Source organism: Streptomyces sp. NPDC046122, assembly GCF_056429965.1.
Genome location: NZ_JBWKLQ010000007.1, coordinates 178,119 through 197,987 on the forward strand (window position 1 = coordinate 178,119; position 19,869 = coordinate 197,987).

Here is a 19,869-nt window from a genome sequence, read left to right on the forward strand (position 1 = left end):
ATGGGCCCTCGTACCGCTCTCAGTTGATCAGAGAGCGCCTCGGTCAGACCGCGACCAGGTCGCAGACGAAGATCAGCGTTTCGCCCGGCTTGATGACGCCGCCGGCGCCGCTGTCGCCGTAGGCGAGGTGCGGGGGAATGATCAGCTCTCGGCGGCCGCCGACCTTCATGCCCTGCACACCCTGGTCCCAGCCCGCGATGACGCGGCCGGCACCGAGCGGGAACTGCAGCGGGGTGCCGCGGTTCCAGCTGGAGTCGAACTCCTCACCGGTGGAGAAGGCCACACCCACGTAGTGGACCTTGACGTTGTGACCCGCCTTGGCCACCTCGCCGTCGCCCTCCCAGATGTCCCTGATCTGCAGGTCCTTCGGCGGCTCGCCACCCGGGAAGTCGACCTCGGGCTTCTCGATGCTCACGGAAAATGCTCCTCTGTACTACGAACTGGGCAACCTGGACAGTCTTACATCACCGCGAGAATGTCCACTTGGAACACCAGCGTGGAGTTGGCGGGGATGGACTGCTGCTTCTTGTCGCCGAAGGCCTGGTCCGGCGGGATGACGAGGAGCACGCGGCTGCCGGCCTTCTTGCCGATCAGTCCGTTCTTGAGACCCTTCAGGGTGACCTGCGGCAGTGCGAACTGCTGCGTCTTGCCCTGCGCGTAGGTGCTGTCGAAGAGCTTGCCGTCCTTCCAGAGCAGCCCCTGGTAGGCGACGGAGACGGTGTCGCTGTCCTTCACCGCCGGGCCGTCGCTCTCCAGTACGTAGCTGGAGACCAGCTTCTTCGGCGGGTCCGACTTCTTCGGCACGGTCACCTTCGGCGCCTTGCCGTCGGTGTTGGTGCCGACCTTCGGCAGGTCGATGTTGTCCTGCGCGACCGCGGTGCCCTTGGCGGACGCCGGGATGGACTTCGCCTTCAGGATGTCCACGATGAAGACGAGGGTGGCGTTGGGCTTGATCGTGGGGGGCTGGCCCTGGGCGCCGTAGCCGAGCTCCGGCGGGATGACCAGCTCGACGCGGCTGCCGACCTTCTGGCCTTCCAGACCCTTGTCCCAGCCGGGAATGACCATGCCCGCGCCGAGGGTGAGCGGGAACGGCTGCTTGCGGTCGAAGCTGTTGTCGAAGGGCTTCGTGGAGTCCCACTGCTGGCCGAGGTAGTTCACCTCGATGGCGTCGCCCTTCTTGAGGGTCGCAGCATCGTCCTTGCCCTTGCTGAGGACCTCGGTCTTCAGTTCCTTGGGCGGATCACCCTCCCCCTTGGCGAGGGTCGGCTTCTCCCCGAACTTGGCTCCCGCGGTGATCGCCGGCAGTCCGTTCTTTGACGAGGTGGAGTCGGAGCCCTTGTCGTCGCTGCCGCACGCCGCTGTAGAGAGCAGCAGCAGGGGGACGACAAGTAGGCCGGCAAGTCGGCGCACGTGTTCCTCAGATCTCAGACGGCACAGTAGTCGCCCGCCACTCTAAGGCGTGGCCCGGGCCCCGCACGAGGAACGTGCGGGGCCCGGGTCGTGTTCCGGAGATCCCGGAATGGCCGGATCACATACCGGCGATGAGCTTTTCCACCCGGTCGTCGACCGACCGGAAGGGGTCCTTGCACAGCACGGTCCGCTGTGCCTGGTCGTTGAGCTTGAGGTGCACCCAGTCGACGGTGAAGTCCCGCCTCTGTTCCTGGGCCCTGCGGATGAAGTCGCCGCGCAGCCGCGCGCGGGTGGTCTGCGGCGGCACCGACTTGCCTTCGAAGATTTTCAAGTCGTTGCAGATGCGAGCGGCTTGTCCCTTCTTCTCCAGCAGGTAGTACAGCCCTCGCCGACGGTGGATGTCGTGGTACGCGAGGTCTATCTGGGCGACCCGGGGGTGCGACATGGTCATGTTGTGCTTGGCGCGGTAGCGCTCGATGAGCTTGTACTTCATGACCCAGTCGATCTCGGTGCCGATCCGGTCGAGGTCCTCGGCCTCGATGGCGTCGAGCGCGCGGCCCCACAGTTCGAGGACCTGCTCGACCGTGCCGGTGCGGATCCCGCGGCGATCCACGAAGTCCACGGCCTTCTCGTAGTACTCGCGCTGTACCTCTATGGCGGACGCCTCACGTCCGCTGGCCAGGCGTACCTTGCGCGCGCCGGTGATGTCGTGGCTGACCTCGCGGATGGCCCGGATGGGGTTCTCCAGGGTGAGGTCGCGCATCACCGTGCCCGCCTCGATCATGCGCAGGACGAGGTCGGTGGCGCCCACCTTGAGGAGGTTCGTCGTCTCCGACATGTTGGAGTCGCCGACGATGACGTGGAGCCTGCGGTAGCGCTCGGCGTCGGCGTGCGGCTCGTCGCGGGTGTTGATGATCGGCCGGGAGCGGGTCGTCGCGGAGCTGACGCCCTCCCAGATGTGCTCGGCGCGCTGGCTGACGCAGAAGACCGCGCCGCGCGGGGTCTGCAGCACCTTGCCGGCGCCGCAGATGAGCTGCCGGGTGACGAGGAACGGGATGAGGATGTCCGCGAGCCTGGAGAACTCTCCGTGGCGGGCAACCAGGTAATTCTCGTGGCAGCCGTAGGAGTTTCCCGCAGAGTCGGTGTTGTTCTTGAACAGATAGACGTCGCCTGCGATTCCCTCCTCGTGCAGGCGGCGTTCAGCGTCGACGAGCAGGCCTTCGAGAATGCGCTCGCCGGCCTTGTCGTGGGTGACGAGCTCGGTCACGTTGTCGCATTCGGGAGTTGCGTATTCCGGATGCGATCCCACGTCGAGGTAGAGGCGGGCGCCGTTCCGCAGGAAGACATTGCTGCTGCGGCCCCATGACACAACACGGCGGAAGAGGTAGCGCGCCACTTCGTCAGGAGACAGTCGGCGCTGTCCCCTGAACGTGCACGTGACGCCGTACTCGTTCTCCAGCCCGAAAATGCGGCGGTCCATGACTGAACATTACGCCTGATGGCCTGTCCTGAAACCGGGTTCGGCCGCTCCGATTCGATCATTTTCGCAAGGGATTGCGACAGAGTCCTGGGGAAGGGGAGCGGCGACGGGAATCGTGAGGACCCGCCGGGTGGTCAGCAGCACCAGCAGCGCGGCCACTCCGCCCCCGGCCGCGACGGCGAAGCTCGCCGCGGTGCCGCCGTACTCGACGGCCGGTCCGGCCGCTCCGGTTCCGACCGCGGCGCCTACGCCGAAGGTGGTGACCAGCCAGGAGAACGCCTCGGTGACGGTGCCGCGCGGGGCGTGCCGGTCGACGACGATGAACGCGCAGGCGAGCGCCGGGGCGAGGAAAACGCCGGAGACGGCGGCGAGCACGACCATCGCCGGGATGCCGGGGGTGAGCATCAGCGGCAGGTAACCGGCCGCGAGCAGGGCGACGATGAACCGCAGCCGCCGCTCGGGGGCGCCGGCCCACTGCCGGGCGCCGTACGCCATGCCGCCCACGAGCGCGCCGAGCCCGAGCGCCGCCATGAGCCACCCGTACACCGCCTCGCGGCCGTGGTCGTCGGCGTACGCGACACCCGCCACGGTGATGGAACCGAGCGCGAGGCCGACGAAGAAGAACGAGCCGAGGAGGGCCAGCAGGCCGGGCGAGCGCAGGGCGCCCAGCCAGTGCGCCTCGCGGGGCGCCGAGCGCCAGGCGCGCGACGGCTCGGAGACGACGACGGAGAGCGCGCCCAGCACGCCGATGGCGTTGATGACCAGCAGCGCCGCCGCCGGCGACCAGAGGGCCACCAGCAGTGTGACGAGCAGCGGGCCGACGGTGAACATGATCTCCTGCGCGACCGCGTCCATGGCGTACGCGCGGTGCACCCGGTCCTCACGGCCGAGCACGTCGGGCCACAGGGCCCGCAGGCCCCCTTCGAGGGGCGGGGTGAACACGCCCGCGAGGATCACGGCGGCGTACGCCGGCGGCAGCGGGTCGATTCCGGAGAGGGTGAGCAGGACCATGCCGAGCGCGGACAGGACGGCGGCGGGAAGCTGCACGTGCGGCTGGCCGTACAGGTCCACGGCGCGGCCGAGCAGCGGTTGCCCCACGGCGTTGGCCAGGCCGTACACGGCGGCGAGACCGCCCGCCAGGGAGTAGCTGCCGCCCTCGGCGCGGGTGAGCAGCACGATCGCGATGGGGGCGGTGGCGTTGGGCAGCCGCCCCACCAGAGTGCCCGCCAGGAGTCGCGCGGCGTGGCGCGTCCTCAGCAGTTCCGCGTATCCCGCGGCCATGTCTGCCCCTCTCCACTCCGGCGCACGCCGAAGTTTTACGTATAACGTCAGATGTCATACGTACCATGAGCCAGACCGCGGGTCCACCTCGCGGCGAAGAGCCCTTGCTGCGGAGGCACGAGTGACCAGCCCGGACGGCCCCCCGGACCACACCGCCGCCGCAGGCGCCGGGACGCCCCCCACTCCCCCGACCAGCAGGGACGTCGCCCGCGCCGCGGGCGTCTCGCAGGCGACCGTCTCGCTGGTGCTCGGCGACAAGTGGCGCGGCCGGGTCTCGGAGCGCACCGCGGACACAGTGCGCCGGGCCGCGCGGGAGCTCGGGTACCGCCCCAACCTGGCCGCCCGGAATCTGCGGCTGGGCAGGACCAGGACGGCACTGCTCGTCGTGCCCGCGCTGACCAACGAGTTCTTCGCCCGGGTCTACGCGGGCGCTGCCCGCACGGCCGCCGAGCACGACTTCGGCGTCGTCCTCTACCCGTCGCCCGAAGGCACCGGACCGGCCAGGGACCCCTTCGCCTCGGCGCAGGCGGCACTGGACGGGGTCATCGCGTCCTCCATGGCCACGGGCGCGCTCGGCGCGATCCGGGGCACGGGACTGCCGCTCGTGATGCTCGACAGCGACCCGGCGGACCCTGGGGCCGCCGCGTACGTGAACCTCGCCATCGCCGAGGGCATGCGCCTGGTGACGGACCATCTGCTCGCCCTCGGGCACCGGCGGTTCGCCCATCTCGCGTCGGCCGTGGGGTCCTGGACGTTCGACGTGCGCGCGGCCGCTCTCCAGGAGGCTCTGCGCCGGGTTCCCGACGCCGTGGTGCACACGGTGCACGCGCCGCTGGACGTGCGCGGTGCGAGAAGGGCCGCCGAACTGGCCCTGACCGGCCCGGGTCCGCGGCCGACGGCGCTGGTCTGCGATGACGACATCGTCGCGGCGGGCGCGTGCAAGGCGGTACGCCGCCTCGGTCTGCGGGTGCCCGAGGACGTGTCGGTCACCGGCTTCGACGACCTCGCCCTGGCGACCGCCGTGGAGCCGGAACTCACCACCGTGCGACTGCCCGCCGAGCAGGTCGGGGAGCGGGGCATGGCCGCGCTGCTGGCCGTCCTGGACGGCCGGCGGCCCGAGGGCGGCGACATCGCCGTCGAACTGATGGTCCGCGGCTCCACCGCCCAGGCCTGAGGCGCGGGGCGTCACACGGGTGCCCCGGGCCGCTGGACGGCCCGGGGCGCCCGGAGGGTGATGTCGGAGCGGCTACGGCTCCTCGGTGTCCGAAGGGGTGTCGGTGGGGGTGGCCGCGTCGCCGTCCGCCTCCAGGAGGCGGGCCAGCTGACGGCCGACGATGCGCTTGAACTTCCGCTCCTGCGGCCGCGTACGGTCCAGGACGGCCACCTCGAGCCGCTCGGCGGGGATCTCCCGCTCACTGCCGTTGGTGTCCCGCGAGAGCGCCTGCACGGCCAGCTTGAGGGCCTCCGCCAGCGTCATCCCGTCCCGGTGCCGCTGGTCGAGGAAGCTGCTGATCTGCTCCGCGTTGCCGCCGACCGCGACCGAGCCGTGCTCGTCGACGATCGAACCGTCGTGAGGCAGCCGGTAGATCTGGTCGCCCTCGGGGCGGGCCCCGACCTCGGCGACGACCAGCTCCACCTCGTACGGCTTCTCCGCGTTGCTGGAGAAGATCGTGCCGAGGGTCTGCGCGTAGACGTTGGCGAGGCCACGGGCCGTCACGTCTTCGCGGTCGTAGGTGTATCCGCGCAGATCGGCGTACCGGACGCCACCGATCCGCAGGTTCTCGTACTCGTTGTACTTGCCGGCGGCGGCGAAGCCGATCCGGTCGTAGATCTCGCTGAACTTGTGCAGCGCGCGGGACGGGTTCTCGCCGACGAACACGATGCCGTCGGCGTACTGCAGCACGACAAGGCTGCGACCGCGGGCGATGCCCTTCCGGGCGTATTCCGCCCGGTCGGCCATGGCCTGCTGGGGTGAGACATAGAACGGCGTCGACACCGGCTATCCGTCCCTTTCTGTCGTTGTCACGATCACGTTGATGCGGAGCACAGGTGCCGTCAGAGCAGCGCGGCCCGGGGACCGTCGGGCTGCTCCAGCCGCCGCTCGAGGATCGAGCGGGCCAGCTCCGAGGACTCCGCCTCGGTGAGCCGCCGGAACCCCTCTTCGGTGATCACGGTGACGATCGGATAGATGCGGCGGGCCACGTCCGGACCGCCTGTCGCCGAGTCGTCGTCGGCGGCGTCGTACAGCGCCTGGACCACCAGCGTGGTCGCCTGCTGCTCCGTCAGATCGTCGCGGTAGAGCTTCTTCATCGAGCCACGGGCGAAGATGGAGCCCGAGCCCGTGGCCGCGTACCCCTGCTCCTCCGAGCGGCCGCCGGTGACGTCGTACGAGAAGATGCGGCCTTTCTCCCGGTCGACGTCCCAGCCGGCGAAGAGCGGGACGACGGCCAGGCCCTGCATGGCCATGCCGAGGTTGCTGCGGATCATCGTGGAGAGCCGGTTCGCCTTGCCCTCCAGGGAGAGCTGGGCGCCTTCCACCTTCTCGAAGTGCTCGAGCTCCAGCTGGAAGAGCCTGACCATCTCCACCGCCAGACCGGCGGTGCCCGCGATGCCCACCGCCGAGTACTCGTCGGCGGGGAACACCTTCTCGATGTCACGCTGGGCGATCATGTTGCCCATGGTGGCCCGCCGGTCACCGGCGAGCACCACGCCGCCAGGGAACGCCGCGGCGACGATCGTCGTGCCGTGCGGGGCCTCTATGACGCCCTTGACGGGCGGCATGACGCGCCTTCCGGGCAGCATGTCGGGCGCATGGTCGCCCAGGAAGTCCATGAACGACGACGAGCCGGGCGTCAGGAAGGCAGCCGGCAGACGCCCGGTGCTACGAGGGTTGGCTTCCACGCGTTTCCTTCCGGATAGGCGGCGGCCCGCCACTGGGAGGCCGGGCCGATCTTGCGAACTGTGCTGGGACGATACCCGTACGGCCGCCGGTCATCCGTCCCGGTGTGCCGGACCTCGGTCCACGGCCACCGGGACGGACAACGGGCTCTACTCCCCGCCCTTTTGCACGAAGGAACGCACGAAGTCCTCGGCGTTCTCCTCGAGCACGTCGTCGATTTCGTCGAGTACGGAGTCGACGTCGTCCGACAGCTTCTCCTGGCGCTCCTTGAGGTCTTCGGAAGCCTGCGCGTCCTGCGCGGTCTCCTCGACCTCCTCGGTGGAGCGCGTCGCCTTCTGCTGTCCGCCGTCGGTGTCCTTGGTCGCCATCTCTACCTCACCCCGCTCGCTCGGTTCGATGTCCTTGATCAGACCCTACAAGCGGGGTCTGACATCCGCGCCGTACTTTCACAACGCGTGGGGACCATCTCGATGATTCCCACCCGGCGGCCCTTTCAGCCGCCCGAGAGCACCCGGACCAGGTCTTCCGCCGTCCTGCACCGGTCGAGAAGCTCCTTGACGTGATTACGTGTACCACGCAGCGGTTCCAGCGTGGGCACGCGCTGGAGCGAGTCCCGGCCCGGCAGGTCGAAGATCACGGAGTCCCAGGAGGCCGCCGCGACGTCGTCCGCGTACTGCTCCAGGCAGCGCCCCCGGAAATACGCCCTGGTGTCCTCAGGAGGCTTCGTACCGGCCCGCAGCACGGCCTCCTCGTCCAGCAGCCGCTTCATCTTCCCGCGGGCCGCCAGACGGTTGTACAGGCCCTTCTCGGGGCGGACGTCGGCGTACTGGAGGTCCACCAGGTGGAGCCTGGGAGCGTCCCAGTCCAGGCTGTCGCGCCTGCGGTAGCCCTCCAGGAGCTCCCGCTTGGCGATCCAGTCCAGCTCCCCCGACAGGCTCATCGGGTCGTTCTCCAGGCGGTTCAGCACGTCCTCCCAGCGCCCGAGGACGTCCTTGGTCTGGTCGTCCGCGTCGACGCCGAACCGCTCCTCGACGTACTTGCGCGCCAGCTCGAAGTACTCCATCTGCAGCTGGACGGCGGTGAGTGTCCGGCCGCTGCGGAGCGTGATGAGCCGCTCCAGCGCCGGGTCGTGGGAGACCTGGTGGAGGGTGCGCACCGGCTGGTCGATCGCCAGGTCGACGTTGATGAAGCCGTCCTCGATCATGGACAGCACCAGGGACGTCGTGCCCAGCTTGAGGTACGTCGAGATCTCGGAGAGGTTCGCGTCGCCGATGATCACGTGCAGCCTGCGGTACTTCTCGGCGTCGGAGTGCGGCTCGTCGCGGGTGTTGATGATGGGGCGCTTGAGCGTGGTCTCCAGGCCGACCTCGACCTCGAAATAGTCGGCGCGCTGGCTGATCTGGAAGCCGTGCTCGTGGCCGTCCTGGCCGATCCCCACCCTGCCCGCACCCGTCACGACCTGCCGGGACACGAAGAAGGGCGTCAGGTGGCGCACGATGTCCGAGAAGGGGGTCGCCCGCTTCATCAGATAGTTCTCGTGCGTGCCGTAGGACGCGCCCTTGTTGTCTGTGTTGTTCTTGTAGAGGTGGATCGGCTGGGCGCCGGGGAGCTGCGCGGCCCGCTCGGCGGCCTCCGCCATGATCCGCTCGCCGGCCTTGTCCCAGAGCACCGCGTCCAGCGGACTGGTCACCTCCGGGGAGCTGTACTCGGGGTGCGCGTGGTCGACGTACAGCCGCGCGCCGTTCGTAAGGATGACATTGGCCAGGCCGATGTCCTCGTCGGTGAGCTGACTGTTGTCGGCGGCCTCCCGGGCGAGGTCGAAGCCTCGCGCGTCCCGCAGCGGGTTCTCCTCCTCGAAGTCCCAGCGGGCGCGGCGCGCCCGGTGCATCGCCGCCGCGTAGGCGTTGACGATCTGGGACGAGGTGAGCATGGCATTGGCGTTGGGGTGGCCGGGGACGGAGATCCCGTACTCCGTCTCGATGCCCATTACTCGCCGTACGGTCATGCGGCCCTCCTTGCCCGGCGTCGCCCCCGGACGGGGGCGGCACTCAAGTACCGCTGGTTCTCCGGTGCGTGTGCGGCGCCCGGCCCCGCACTGCGCGACTCGGCGGTACCGAAGAGCCTAGAACGCCTCTGCCCCGGTAGGGAGATCAATTCCGTCATTGCCCTGGTGTTTCGCTGTGGCGGCCGGTGTGACTGGAAAACAGCAGGCTGCGGATACCCCAGCGGGTACCCGCAGCCCGTCTGCGATCTACAGGTACTGACCGGTGTTCGCCACCGTGTCGATGGAGCGTCCGGTGTCCGCACCCTGCTTTCCGGTGACGAGCGTGCGGATGAACACGATCCGCTCGCCCTTCTTGCCGGAGATACGGGCCCAGTCGTCCGGGTTGGTGGTGTTCGGCAGGTCCTCGTTCTCCTTGAACTCGTCCACGCATGCCTGGAGGAGGTGGGAGACCCGCAGACCCTTCTGGTTCTGGTCGAGGAAGGCCTTGATGGCCATCTTCTTGGCCCGGTCGACGATGTTCTGGATCATCGCGCCGGAATTGAAGTCCTTGAAGTACAGGACTTCCTTGTCGCCGTTCGCGTACGTGACCTCGAGGAAGCGATTCTCCTCGGACTCGGCGTACATCTGCTCGACGACCGACTGGATCATGCCGTGGACCGCGGCCTCCCTGGAGCCGGTGTGCTCGGCCAGGTCGTCCGAGTGCAGCGGCAGGGTGGAGCGGAGGTACTTCGCGAAGATGTCCTTCGCCGCTTCCGCGTCCGGACGCTCGATCTTGATCTTGACGTCGAGCCGGCCGGGCCGCAGGATCGCGGGGTCGATCATGTCCTCGCGGTTGGAGGCGCCGATGACGATGACGTTCTCCAGGCCCTCCACACCGTCGATCTCGGCGAGCAGCTGCGGGACGATGGTGTTCTCCACGTCCGAGCTGACACCGGAGCCGCGGGTGCGGAAGAGCGATTCCATCTCGTCGAAGAAGACGATGACGGGGGTGCCCTCGCTCGCCTTCTCACGGGCACGCTGGAAGACGAGGCGGATGTGCCGCTCGGTCTCGCCGACGTACTTGTTGAGGAGCTCGGGGCCCTTGATGTTGAGGAAGTAGCTCTTCCCCGCGGGCTGGCCGGTCACCTCGGCGACCTTCTTGGCAAGGGAGTTGGCGACGGCCTTCGCGATCAGCGTCTTGCCGCAGCCGGGCGGACCGTAGAGCAGGATGCCCTTCGGCGGCCGCAGTTCGTGCTCCTTGAAGAGGTCGGGGTAGAGGTACGGAAGCTCGACCGCGTCGCGGATCATCTCGATCTGGCTGCCCAGACCGCCGATCTTGTCGTAGTCGACGTCCGGGACCTCTTCGAGGACGAGCTCCTCGACCTCGCTCTTGGGGATGACCTCGTAGACGTAACCGGACCTTGGTTCCAGCAGCAGGGCGTCGCCGGGGCGGATGGTGACGTCCAGCAGCGGCTCGGCGAGCCGCACCACCCTTTCCTCGTCGGTGTGCCCCAGCACCAGGGCGCGCTCGCCGTCCTCAAGGACCTCCTTGAGGGTGACGATCTCCCCGGCGCGCTCGAACTCCATGGCCTCGACCACATTGAGGGCCTCGTTGAGCATGACCTCCTGGCCACGCCTGAGCTCTTCGAGCTCCACGCTGGGACTGACGTTCACCCGTAGCTTGCGGCCACCGGTGAAGATGTCGGCCGTGCCGTCCTCGTTCGCCGTGAGGAAGACACCGAAGCCGGCCGGCGGCTGCGCGAGCCGGTCGACTTCTTCCTTGAGGGCCACGATCTGGTCGCGGGCCTCACGGAGCGTATTGGCGAGCCGCTCGTTCTGAGCGGACACGCCGGCCAAGTTGGTCTGCAGCTCGACGATCCGCTCTTCGAGAATCCTCGTATGACGCGGAGAGTCGGCGAGCTTGCGGCGCAGGACGGCGATTTCCTGCTCGAGATAGGCAACCTGTCCGGCGGGGTCCTCAGACCCTCGCCCGGGCCGGATGCCGCGGTTGATGTCGTCGTCGTGGGCTGCCACGGTCCTCACCTCCTCCAAGGGGAGCTGGACGCTTCCTGACCCTACCTGGGCGGGTGCGGGTTGAAACCCCTAGATCACAAAGACTGCGGGGTGTGTCCGATCTTCACCCTTGCGTACTCCCTCACGTCAGGGGAATACCCACCCATCAACATCGGAAAGCGGCCGGTTGTATCGTCGAAGTGTTCAACACCCGTCAGGGCTGGCTCGAATTGCTACAACCGCGCAGAAAACGGCAGGAGATATGACCGTGCAGCAGAAGGCTCCCACCGACGACGGCGCACAGACGGGCGACCCGCTCGAGGTGTGGATCGACCAGGATCTCTGCACCGGCGACGGCATCTGCGTCCAGTACGCCCCCGAGGTCTTCGAGCTCGACATCGACGGCCTGGCCTACGTGAAGAGCCCCGGCGACGAGCTGCTGCAGAGCCCGGGCGCCACAACGCCCGTCCCGCTGACTCTTCTCCGTGACGTGGTCGACTCGGCCAAGGAGTGCCCGGGCGACTGCATCCACGTGCGGCGCGTGGCGGACCAGGTCGAGGTCTACGGTCCCGACGCGGAGTGACGGATCACATACTGCGCGCGTCCGGAAGGACGGTCCGGGCGAACTTGCCGCCCTTCCACTGCCACTTGACCTTCTCCCGCCGGTCCGGGCAGCACCGCGGCACATCCGGCGAGGAGTAGCCCAGCAGCGTCGCGGAGACCGCTCCCCCGCCCACGGCGAAATCGCTGATCCCCAGCCCGTCGGCCGGGTCGACCAGGGTCGCCACGACGCGCGAGGGCCCGCTCAGCACGAAGACGCCGCTCGGCGGGGTGCCGATCCCTGAGACGCACCGCACGACCGCCACGGTCTCGGGCCGGCCGTCGCCGTCGAGGTCGCCGGAGCCCTGTTCGACCACGGCGGGCTTCTCCCCGTGGCACTCCAGTGGATACACCGCGCCCGCCGCGTCGGGCGCGGGCGCCGCCGCGGCGCTGACCGGCCCGGATGCCGCCGCCGGGGCCGTCTGGGAGGCGGTGGCGGCCTCGGGCTGGAGGAAACCGGCCGCGGCCACCACCGCGGCCATGGCGGCGGCGGTGGCGAGCCAGTGCACCGGGCGGGGCCGGGTGTGCGCGAGGTCCAGGGCTGCGGAGGTCTGCACGCCGGATGTCTCCTGGGGCTGTACCGGTGGGGTGGCGAGCATAGTGCCACACGTCACAGCGCGGCGGAACGGCAGGGTCCGTACCGGTGACCGGCACGTGAGGTTCCGGCGGGGCGACGGCCGGTGACGGAAAGCACCCGGGCCGGTAACGGAAAAGCGCCGCCGCCGAGTTCCCCGGTCGGTCGGGGAACTCGGCGGCGGCGCTGGCTCGTTGCCGGGTCAGCCGCGGGAGGCGGACCCGCTCTCGCTGCCGGGGCCGGTGTAGTCCTCGCCGTACGCGCCCTTGGCGGGACGGCGGCGGCGCAGCGGCGGCTCCACGCCGTCCGCGAGGCGGCGGGCGGTGAGGAGGAAGCCGGTGTGACCGATCATCCGATGGTCGGGACGGACGGCCAGGCCCTCGACGTGCCAGTTGCGGATCATCGACTCCCAGGCGGTCGGCTCCGCGAAGCAGCCGATCTCGCGGATGGACTCGACGGTGCGCGCCAGCTGCGTGGTGGTGGCCACGTAGCAGCAGAGGATGCCGCCGGGGACGAGCGCCTTGCGGACGACCTCCAGGCACTCCCACGGGGCGAGCATGTCCAGGATCACGCGGTCGACGTCGGTGTCGGTCAGGTTGTCCTGAAGGTCTCCGACGGTCAGCTGCCAGGCGGGGTGCGGGCCGCCGAAATAGCGCTCCACGTTCTGCGTGGCGATCTCGGCGAAGTCCTCGCGGCGCTCGTAGGAGTGCAGCATGCCCTGGTCACCGATGGCGCGCAGCAGGAAGCTGCTCAGCGAGCCGGAGCCGACCCCCGCTTCGACGACGCGGGCGCCGGCGAAGATGTCGGCGAAGGCCAGGATCTGGCCCGCGTCCTTGGGGTAGACCACGGCGGCGCCGCGGGGCATGGACAGGACATAGTCGGGGAGCAGGGGGCGCAGCGCGAGGTAGGCGACGTTTCCCGTGGTACGGACAACACTGCCCTCGGGGGCGCCGATCAGCTCGTCGTGGGGGAAGGAACCCTTGTGGGTGTGGAAATTCTTCCCGGCCTCGAGCGTGAACGTGTAGTGGCGTCCCTTGGGGTCGGTGAGCTGGACCTGGTCCCCGACCTGGAAGGGGCCGCGACGGCGGGCGGCACCGGTCGGTTCGGACATGTGACCAGCCTACCGGTCTTTTGACGGCCCGATTCGCCGCGGTGCCCCGTCGGGAGGGGCCGGGCCGCGCCGGGGCGGTCTACTGCGGGCGGGCCATGGCCGACACGAACGCGCGCTCCACGTCGGCGGTGGACAGTACGCCGTAGATCTCGCCCGTCTCCTCGACCACGAGGTACTCCGTGGCCGGGGCCGCCCGCAGCCGCTCCAGCAGCGCCTCGCCCGCCAGCTCCGCCGCGATCTTCATGTCCTCCGTGAGGTCCTGGGCGAGACCGCTGACCGCGACCCACGGCCTGCGGTGCTCCGGTACGCCGACGATGGCCGCCTCGCGGACGACGCCGGTGGGCTCCCCCTGGCCGTCGACGACGACCAGGGCGCGGGCGCCGGCGGCGTTGGCGCGGCGCAGGGCCTCGGAGAGCGGGGTGGCCGACTCGACGGGGACGGCACGCCGGGTGAGCGTACGGGCGCGCAGGTCGGGGAGGTGCTCGCGCAGCCGGGCCATGCGCAGGCTGTTCCCGGCGCCGGTCCAGATGATCGCGGCGAGGATGGCGGCGAGCAGGGCGTCGGTGACGGTCTCCATGCCGCCGATGTCCTCGGTGTTGTTGCCGAGGGCGCCGGTGTGGGTGAGCAGGGGCAGGCCGATGAGGACCGCGACGGCGAGCGCCCTGCCGACCCAGGCGGCGGCGATGGTGCCGCTCATGGGCTTGCCGGTGATCTTCCACACGACGGCGCGGAGCATCCGGCCACCGTCCAGCGGCAGGCCCGGCAGCAGGTTGAACGCCGCCACGATGAGGTTGGAGATCATCAGCCCGGCCAGCAGGACGCCGGGCACCGTGCCGGGCTCCACGATGCGCATGCCGGCGTAGAACACGCCGCCCAGGACGAGCGAGAGCAGCGGGCCGACGAAGGCGAGGACGAACTCGCGCCCCGGCGTCTCCGACTCCTTCTCGATCTCCGACACCCCGCCGAAGAACTGGAGCTGGATGCGGCGCACGGGCAGCTTGAAGCGCAGGGCCGCGACCGTGTGCGCCAGCTCGTGGACCAGCACGGAGGCGTAGAAGGCGACGGCGAAGAAGAGCGAGACCAGGTAGCGGAGGTTGCCCAACTCGGGCAGGACGCGGTCGAGCTGGCCGCCGAAGACCCAGGTGATGAGGGCGGCGACGAGGAACCAGCTGGGGGCGACGTAGACCGGCACGCCGAACGGGCGGCCCATGAGGAGGCCGCCGCCCGGCTCGCGCGGGCTCTGCGGCTTGCCGCCGCTCCCGCCGCTCTCGCCGCGCTTGTCGCGCTCGCCGCTCTCGTTCACAGGGGCCCTTCGTCCGCAGCGTCCTCGCGCGGCGTCCGCCGGCCACGCAGCGCGAGAGGGTCTGCCGTCGATGGTATGCGGACTGCCCCCGCGCGATCCGCCTCGGCTCCCCCCTTGCGGCCTTTTCGCGGCCATTGGTGCCGGGGCTGTCAGTGGCGGCCCTTAGGGTCTTGGGCATGACGACGAGTTCCGGTGGGGCCGACGCGGCCCGGCGCCCCATGTCGCTCTCCCCTTCGCGGGCGAGCGATTTCATGCAGTGCCCGCTGCTCTACCGGTTCCGGGTCATCGACAAGCTCCCCGAGAAGCCGAGCGAGGCGGCGACCCGGGGCACGCTGGTGCACGCCGTGCTGGAGCGGCTCTTCGACGTCCCGGCGACGGAGCGTACGGCGGGGCGGGCCAAGGCTCTGGTGCCCGGCCAGTGGAACCGGCTGCTGGAGTCGAAGCCGCAGCTCACAGAGCTGTTTGCCGAGGACCCGGAGGGTGAGCGGCTGTCGCGCTGGCTGGTGGAGGCCGAGGAGCTGGTCGAGCGGTGGTTCACGCTGGAGGACCCGACCCGGCTGGAGCCGGCCGAGCGGGAGCTCTTCGTCGAGACGGAGCTGGAGTCGGGACTGCGGCTGCGCGGCATCATCGACCGGGTGGACGTGGCGCCGTCCGGTGAGGTGCGGATCGTCGACTACAAGACGGGCAAGGCGCCGCGGGCCGAGTACGCCGAGGGCGCGCTGTTCCAGATGAAGTTCTACGCGCTGGTGATCTGGCGGTGGAAGGGCGTCGTACCGCGCCGGCTCCAGCTGGTGTACCTCGGCAGTGGCGACGTGCTGACGTACGACCCGGCCGAGGGGGATCTGGAGCGCGTGGAGCGCAAGCTGCTCGCGCTGTGGGAGGCCATCAAGCAGGCCACGGAGACCGGTGAGTGGCGGCCCCGGCCGACCAAGCTGTGCGGCTGGTGCGACCACCGCGCGGTGTGTCCGGAATTCGGCGGCACTCCCCCGGCGTACCCGCTGCCCGTGCAGCTGACGGTGCGCCCGGCCGATCCGGCCGGGGACGGCCAGGGCAGAATGGACGCGGTCTAGAGAAGGAGTCCTCCGTGGCTATCCGCGTCCTACTGGTCGACGACCAGCCCCTGCTGCGCACCGGCTTCCGGATGATTCTGGAGGCCGAGCAGGATCTCGCGGTCGTCGGTGAGGCCGGTGACGGTCTCCAGGCGCTCGACCAGGTGCGGGCGCTGCAGCCCGACGTCGTCCTGATGGACATCCGGATGCCGCGGATGGACGGCGTGGAGGCGACGCGCCAGATCACCGGTCCCGGCAAGGACGGCCCGGCGAAGGTGCTCGTGCTGACCACGTTCGACCTCGACGAGTACGTCGTGGAGGCGCTGCGCGCCGGGGCCAGCGGCTTCCTGCTGAAGGACGCGCCCGCCACTGAGCTGGTGCAGGCGATCCGGGTGGTCGCGGCGGGCGAGGCGATGCTGGCGCCGAGCATCACGCGCCGGCTGCTCGACAAGTACGCCGATCACCTCCCGTCCGGCGAGGAGCAGGTTCCGGACACGCTGCACACGCTGACCGAGCGCGAGCTCGAGGTGCTGAAGCTGGTGGCCCGGGGGCTGTCGAACGCGGAGATCGCCGCCGACCTGTTCGTGAGCGAGACGACCGTGAAGACGCACGTCGGGCATGTGCTGACGAAGCTCGGGCTGCGCGACCGGGTGCAGGCGGCCGTGTACGCCTACGAGAGCGGCCTGGTCAGGCCGGGCGCGCAGTAGCACCGTACGACGGAAGCCGGACCCGGCCCCCGGGAGGGCTGGGTCCGGCTTCTCGTGTGCCGGGCGGCCGGGACTCAGCCCTTGCTGATCTCCCAGAACCGGAAGACGGTCGACGCGTCCAGGGTCCACTCCAGGCCCGAGACGTCGTCGTACGCCACGGCGTACTGCTTGCCCTGCCACAGCGGGATGATCGGCACCTCGTCGGCGACGATGTCCTGGAGCTTGTTGAAGTCCTCCTCCGCCATGGGGCGGTCGGTGGCGGCGGCGGTGTCGGGGATGATCCCGTCGGTGATGCGGCGGTTCTCGTAGTTGTTGGCGAGGACGTTGTCCTTGCCGAAGAACGGCAGGGTGAAGTTGTCCGGGTCCGGGTAGTCGGGGACCCAGCCCTTCACGTACACGCCGTACTTGCCGGCCGCGATGTTCTTCTCGTACTCGTTGATCTCGACCGACTCGACGCTCGCGTCGAACAGCCCGCTCGTGTTGAGCTGCTTGGCGATCGCCTTGAACTCCGCGACGGTGGCCGGTCCGTAGCGGCTGGGCGTGGCCCAGAGGGTGATCTTCACCTTGCCGGTGATGCCGGCGCCGCGCAGCACCCGCTCGGCCTTGGCCGGCTGGGGGCTGCCGCCGTAGGTGTCGAAGAACGCCGTGTTGTGGGCGCCGATGCCGCTCGGGATGATCGAGTACAGCGGGGTGGCGGTGGACTGGTAGACGTCCCGCACGAGCGCGTCGCGGTCGATCAGGTACGCCATGGCCTTGCGCACCGCGGGCTTGCCCACGACCGGGTCGTTGACGTTGAAGACCAGGTGCTGGACCTCGGCGCTGGAGCCCTCGACGACCTCGATGCCCTTGTCGCGGTCGGCCGTGGAGTTCTCGAGGTCCGCGATGTCACCGGCCGTGAGGCCACGGTAGGCGATGTCGACGTCGCGCCGCTTGAGGGAGGCTGCGAGCGCCTTCTGGTCACCGTGGAAGAACTTCACGGTGATGCCGTTGTTCTTCGTCTCGGCGGTGCCCTCGTAGTTCTCGTTGACGGAGAACGACGCGTCGGACCGGCCGAAGGAGTCCAGCTTGTACGGGCCCGAGCCGACCGCCTTGTTGTCGGTGCGGAGCTTGTCGAAGGCGTACTCGCGGTGGTCGACGATGGAGCCGGCGCCGGAGGCGATCTTGCTCGGGAAGGTGGCGTCCGGAACCTTGAGGCGGAAGATGACGTTCTTCTCGTCCGGTGTCTCGATCGTGTCGATGGTGCCGAGCATGACCGCCGCGGGGCCGGCCTTGTCGTTGATCTTCAGCGAGCGCTCGAAGGAGTACTTGACGTCCTTCGAGGTCAGCTCGTTGCCGTTGCTGAACGTCAGGCCGTCGCGCAGGGTGCAGCGGAAGACCGTACTGCCGCCCTTGTCGAAGTCGCACGTCTTCGCGGCCTCGGGCTGCGGGGAGGAGCTGCCCTTGGGGAAGCTCAGCAGCGACTGGAAGACGTTGTTGAACAGCAGCCAGGAGCCCGGGTCGTAACCCGATGCCGGGTCGGTGGCCAGCACCTCGTCCGACATTCCGATGACCACACCGCCGTCAGTGCCCCCCGAGCCGCCCTTCTCGGTTCCACAACCGCTGAGCAGCCCCGCCGCCAGTCCCGCCGCGAGCGGGGCCGTCAGCCACTGGTTACGCCTTTTCACGGATCCTTGCCTCACAGATTCGATGAATTGCCTACCGGCCGCGCGGTCTTCGCGGCCCGGCTTCTGAAGCACTGCTGCCTGCCGGCGTCAGGAGACGCCGCGGCCCAGCTCCCACAGCTGCAGGTCCGCCGAGGAGTTGATGGCCCACTCGACGCCGGTGATGTCGTCGCGCGCGGCGACGTACTGCTTGCCCTGCCACAGCGGCAGCACCGGTACGTCGTTGGCGACGATCTCCTGGATCCGCTCGAACGGCCCGGCGGCCGTGGCCCGGTCCGCCGCGCGGCGCGACTCGGGGATGAGCTTGTTCCTGGCTTCGCTGCTCACGTACGGGGAGTTGAGGAAGTTGTCCTCGTCCAGGAACGGCGCGACGTAGTTGTCGGCGTCCGGGAAGTCGGGGAACCAGCCCATGCCGTAGACGGCGTACTCGCCGCGCTTCTGGCTGTCACGGAACTTCGACCACTCGGTTCCCTTGATGCCGACGTCGAAGAGGTTCGTGGCGTTGAGCTGCTCCTTGAGCACCTCGAACTCCCTCTTCGTGGCCGGGCCGTAGTGGTCGGTCGTGTAGTTGAGCGTCAGCTTCACCGGCGTGCCGATGCCGGCCGCCTTGAGGATCCCGGCGGCCTTGGTGCGGCTGGGCTCGCCGTACTTGTTGAAGAAGGCGTTCTGGTGCCCCGTGATGGTGTTCGGGATGAGCGAGTACAGCGGCTCGGCCGTGGCCGGGTAGACCTTGCTCGCGAGGTCCCCGCGGTCCACGACGGCGGCCAGGGCCTGGCGCACCGCCTTGCTCTTCACGGTGGAGTCCTCGGTGTCGAAGCCGAGGTAGCGGATCTCCAGGCCGGGCATCTCGATGAGGTCGATGCCCTCGGCCGGCTTCTCCGACAGGTCCTTGATCTGGTCGGGCTGGAGGGTGCGCGTCATCATGCTGATGTCGCCGTCCCTCAGCGCCTTCTCCATGGACTCGGTGTCGGCGAACGACCGCAGTTCCACCTTGTCGTTGCGGAGCTTCAAGTCGCCTTTGTACTCGGGGTTCTTGGTGAAGACCGCCTTGACGACCCGGTCGCCCTCGGTCTCGGTCTCCAGCGTGTACGGGCCCGAGCCGTCGGCGGCGAAGCCGTCCCGCAGCGTGTCGGCCTCGTAGGCGTCGGGGTCCACGATGGCCGCGGCCGGAGTCGCGATCTTGTACGGGAACGTGGCGTCCGGCGTCTTCAGGTGGAAGACGATCTCGTGCTCGCCCTTGGTCTCGATCATGTCGATGTTCGAGAGCAGCGCGACCGGACCGTTGTTGTTCTTGATCTTCAGCACGCGCTCGATCGAGAACTTGACGTCCTCCGCGGTGAGCGCGTCGCCGTCGGCGAACCGGAGCCCGTCGCGCAGGGTGCAGCGGTAGCTCTCGTTCTGGGTGTCGGTGAAGCCGCACTTGGAGGCCGCGTCCGGCACCGGCTCGCCGCCGCCGCGCGGGACGTGCATCAGCATCTGGACGGTCTGCCGCAGGACGTTCCAGGCGCCGGCGTCATAGGCGAACGCCGGGTCGAAGGGCGCGGGCGCGTCCTTCGTGGCCACGAACTGGTCCGTGGTGCCCACGACGATGGCGTCACTGCCCTTCCCGCCGACGTCCGCGGCGCCGCACGCGGCCAGCGCGGGCGCGAGCAGGCCGATCACGGCCGGCAGCACCAAGGTCTTGCGGTTCATCCTGGACGTTCTCCCTCATCCGGCACTGAGTTCTTCAGCGGTGTACGGGATACTCCGCCGCGGCCGCCCGGTCGGGGCGGAGCGATCGGGCCGGATCAGAGCGAT

The 19,869-nt window shown here is 69.3% G+C and carries 18 protein-coding genes; 4 read left to right on the forward strand and 14 right to left on the reverse strand.

The genetic code is table 11. From position 1 onward, the window contains the following. Nucleotides 1–43 precede the first annotated feature (43 nt). The 4 genes from AC07FK_RS20600 to AC07FK_RS20615 all read right to left on the reverse strand — a co-directional run bounded on the left by AC07FK_RS20600 (nucleotide 44) and on the right by AC07FK_RS20615 (nucleotide 4,171). A complete protein-coding gene (locus tag AC07FK_RS20600) occupies nucleotides 44–415 on the reverse strand; it encodes an FKBP-type peptidyl-prolyl cis-trans isomerase (protein WP_069929582.1) in 372 nt (123 codons plus the stop codon). A 44-nt stretch (nucleotides 416–459) separates the two neighbouring features. Further along, the gene (locus tag AC07FK_RS20605) at nucleotides 460–1,410 is read right to left on the reverse strand and encodes an FKBP-type peptidyl-prolyl cis-trans isomerase (RefSeq protein WP_479106349.1); all 951 of its coding nucleotides are present in this window, start codon (nucleotides 1,408–1,410) and stop codon (nucleotides 460–462) included. 118 nt (nucleotides 1,411–1,528) lie between these two features. Beyond that, the gene (pafA, locus tag AC07FK_RS20610; protein WP_479106350.1) at nucleotides 1,529–2,890 is read right to left on the reverse strand and encodes a Pup--protein ligase; all 1,362 of its coding nucleotides are present in this window, start codon (nucleotides 2,888–2,890) and stop codon (nucleotides 1,529–1,531) included. Between the two features lie 9 nt (nucleotides 2,891–2,899). Further along, nucleotides 2,900–4,171 (reverse strand): MFS transporter, encoded by a 1,272-nt coding sequence (locus AC07FK_RS20615; RefSeq protein WP_479106351.1) that lies wholly within the window; start codon nucleotides 4,169–4,171, stop codon nucleotides 2,900–2,902. A gap of 121 nt (nucleotides 4,172–4,292) precedes the next feature. Between AC07FK_RS20615 and AC07FK_RS20620 the strand changes: the two genes are divergently transcribed. Then, entirely contained in the window at nucleotides 4,293–5,345 is a 1,053-nt protein-coding gene (locus AC07FK_RS20620) for a LacI family DNA-binding transcriptional regulator (RefSeq protein ID WP_479106352.1), read from the forward strand. A gap of 72 nt (nucleotides 5,346–5,417) precedes the next feature. Here the strand turns inward: AC07FK_RS20620 and prcA are convergent, their stop codons facing one another. The 5 genes from prcA to arc all read right to left on the reverse strand — a co-directional run bounded on the left by prcA (nucleotide 5,418) and on the right by arc (nucleotide 11,088). Next, nucleotides 5,418–6,167 (reverse strand): proteasome subunit alpha, encoded by a 750-nt coding sequence (gene prcA / locus AC07FK_RS20625; RefSeq protein ID WP_051338729.1) that lies wholly within the window; start codon nucleotides 6,165–6,167, stop codon nucleotides 5,418–5,420. 59 nt (nucleotides 6,168–6,226) lie between these two features. Next, nucleotides 6,227–7,072: a proteasome subunit beta gene (prcB, locus tag AC07FK_RS20630; protein WP_479106353.1), complete on the reverse strand. Its 846-nt coding sequence runs from the start codon at nucleotides 7,070–7,072 to the stop codon at nucleotides 6,227–6,229. A 147-nt stretch (nucleotides 7,073–7,219) separates the two neighbouring features. Next, nucleotides 7,220–7,438, reverse strand: a complete 219-nt coding sequence (locus tag AC07FK_RS20635) for a ubiquitin-like protein Pup (RefSeq protein WP_028815460.1) — start codon at nucleotides 7,436–7,438, stop codon at nucleotides 7,220–7,222. Nucleotides 7,439–7,563: 125 nt separating this feature from the next. Beyond that, nucleotides 7,564–9,075 (reverse strand): depupylase/deamidase Dop, encoded by a 1,512-nt coding sequence (gene dop, locus AC07FK_RS20640; protein WP_479106354.1) that lies wholly within the window; start codon nucleotides 9,073–9,075, stop codon nucleotides 7,564–7,566. 246 nt (nucleotides 9,076–9,321) lie between these two features. Then, nucleotides 9,322–11,088 carry a proteasome ATPase gene (arc, locus tag AC07FK_RS20645; RefSeq protein WP_479106355.1) on the reverse strand — a complete coding sequence of 589 codons (1,767 nt, stop codon included), beginning with the start codon at nucleotides 11,086–11,088 and terminating at the stop codon, nucleotides 9,322–9,324. Nucleotides 11,089–11,329: 241 nt separating this feature from the next. On the opposite strand from arc, the gene AC07FK_RS20650 reads away from it, so the two are divergent. Continuing rightward, nucleotides 11,330–11,650 (forward strand): ferredoxin, encoded by a 321-nt coding sequence (locus AC07FK_RS20650; RefSeq protein ID WP_479106356.1) that lies wholly within the window; start codon nucleotides 11,330–11,332, stop codon nucleotides 11,648–11,650. Between the two features lie 4 nt (nucleotides 11,651–11,654). On the opposite strand, the gene AC07FK_RS20655 is transcribed toward AC07FK_RS20650, so the two are convergent. The 3 genes from AC07FK_RS20655 to AC07FK_RS20665 form a co-directional block, all read right to left on the reverse strand. Continuing rightward, nucleotides 11,655–12,224: a hypothetical protein gene (locus AC07FK_RS20655; RefSeq protein WP_479106357.1), complete on the reverse strand. Its 570-nt coding sequence runs from the start codon at nucleotides 12,222–12,224 to the stop codon at nucleotides 11,655–11,657. A gap of 219 nt (nucleotides 12,225–12,443) precedes the next feature. Next, the gene (locus tag AC07FK_RS20660; RefSeq protein WP_138894557.1) at nucleotides 12,444–13,352 is read right to left on the reverse strand and encodes a tRNA (adenine-N1)-methyltransferase; all 909 of its coding nucleotides are present in this window, start codon (nucleotides 13,350–13,352) and stop codon (nucleotides 12,444–12,446) included. Between the two features lie 79 nt (nucleotides 13,353–13,431). After that, a complete protein-coding gene (locus AC07FK_RS20665; RefSeq protein ID WP_479106358.1) occupies nucleotides 13,432–14,655 on the reverse strand; it encodes a site-2 protease family protein in 1,224 nt (407 codons plus the stop codon). Nucleotides 14,656–14,831: 176 nt separating this feature from the next. Here AC07FK_RS20665 and AC07FK_RS20670 point away from each other — a divergent pair, with 176 nt between their 5' ends. Beyond that, nucleotides 14,832–15,725 (forward strand): RecB family exonuclease, encoded by an 894-nt coding sequence (locus AC07FK_RS20670; protein WP_479106359.1) that lies wholly within the window; start codon nucleotides 14,832–14,834, stop codon nucleotides 15,723–15,725. Nucleotides 15,726–15,739: 14 nt separating this feature from the next. Further along, entirely contained in the window at nucleotides 15,740–16,411 is a 672-nt protein-coding gene (locus tag AC07FK_RS20675) for a response regulator (protein WP_479106360.1), read from the forward strand. 74 nt (nucleotides 16,412–16,485) lie between these two features. Here the strand turns inward: AC07FK_RS20675 and AC07FK_RS20680 are convergent, their stop codons facing one another. Next, nucleotides 16,486–18,075: an ABC transporter substrate-binding protein gene (locus AC07FK_RS20680; protein WP_479106361.1), complete on the reverse strand. Its 1,590-nt coding sequence runs from the start codon at nucleotides 18,073–18,075 to the stop codon at nucleotides 16,486–16,488. Between the two features lie 87 nt (nucleotides 18,076–18,162). Continuing rightward, nucleotides 18,163–19,764, reverse strand: coding sequence for an ABC transporter substrate-binding protein (locus tag AC07FK_RS20685; RefSeq protein ID WP_479106362.1), 1,602 nt, complete (start codon nucleotides 19,762–19,764; stop codon nucleotides 18,163–18,165). Nucleotides 19,765–19,869: the final 105 nt, after the last annotated feature.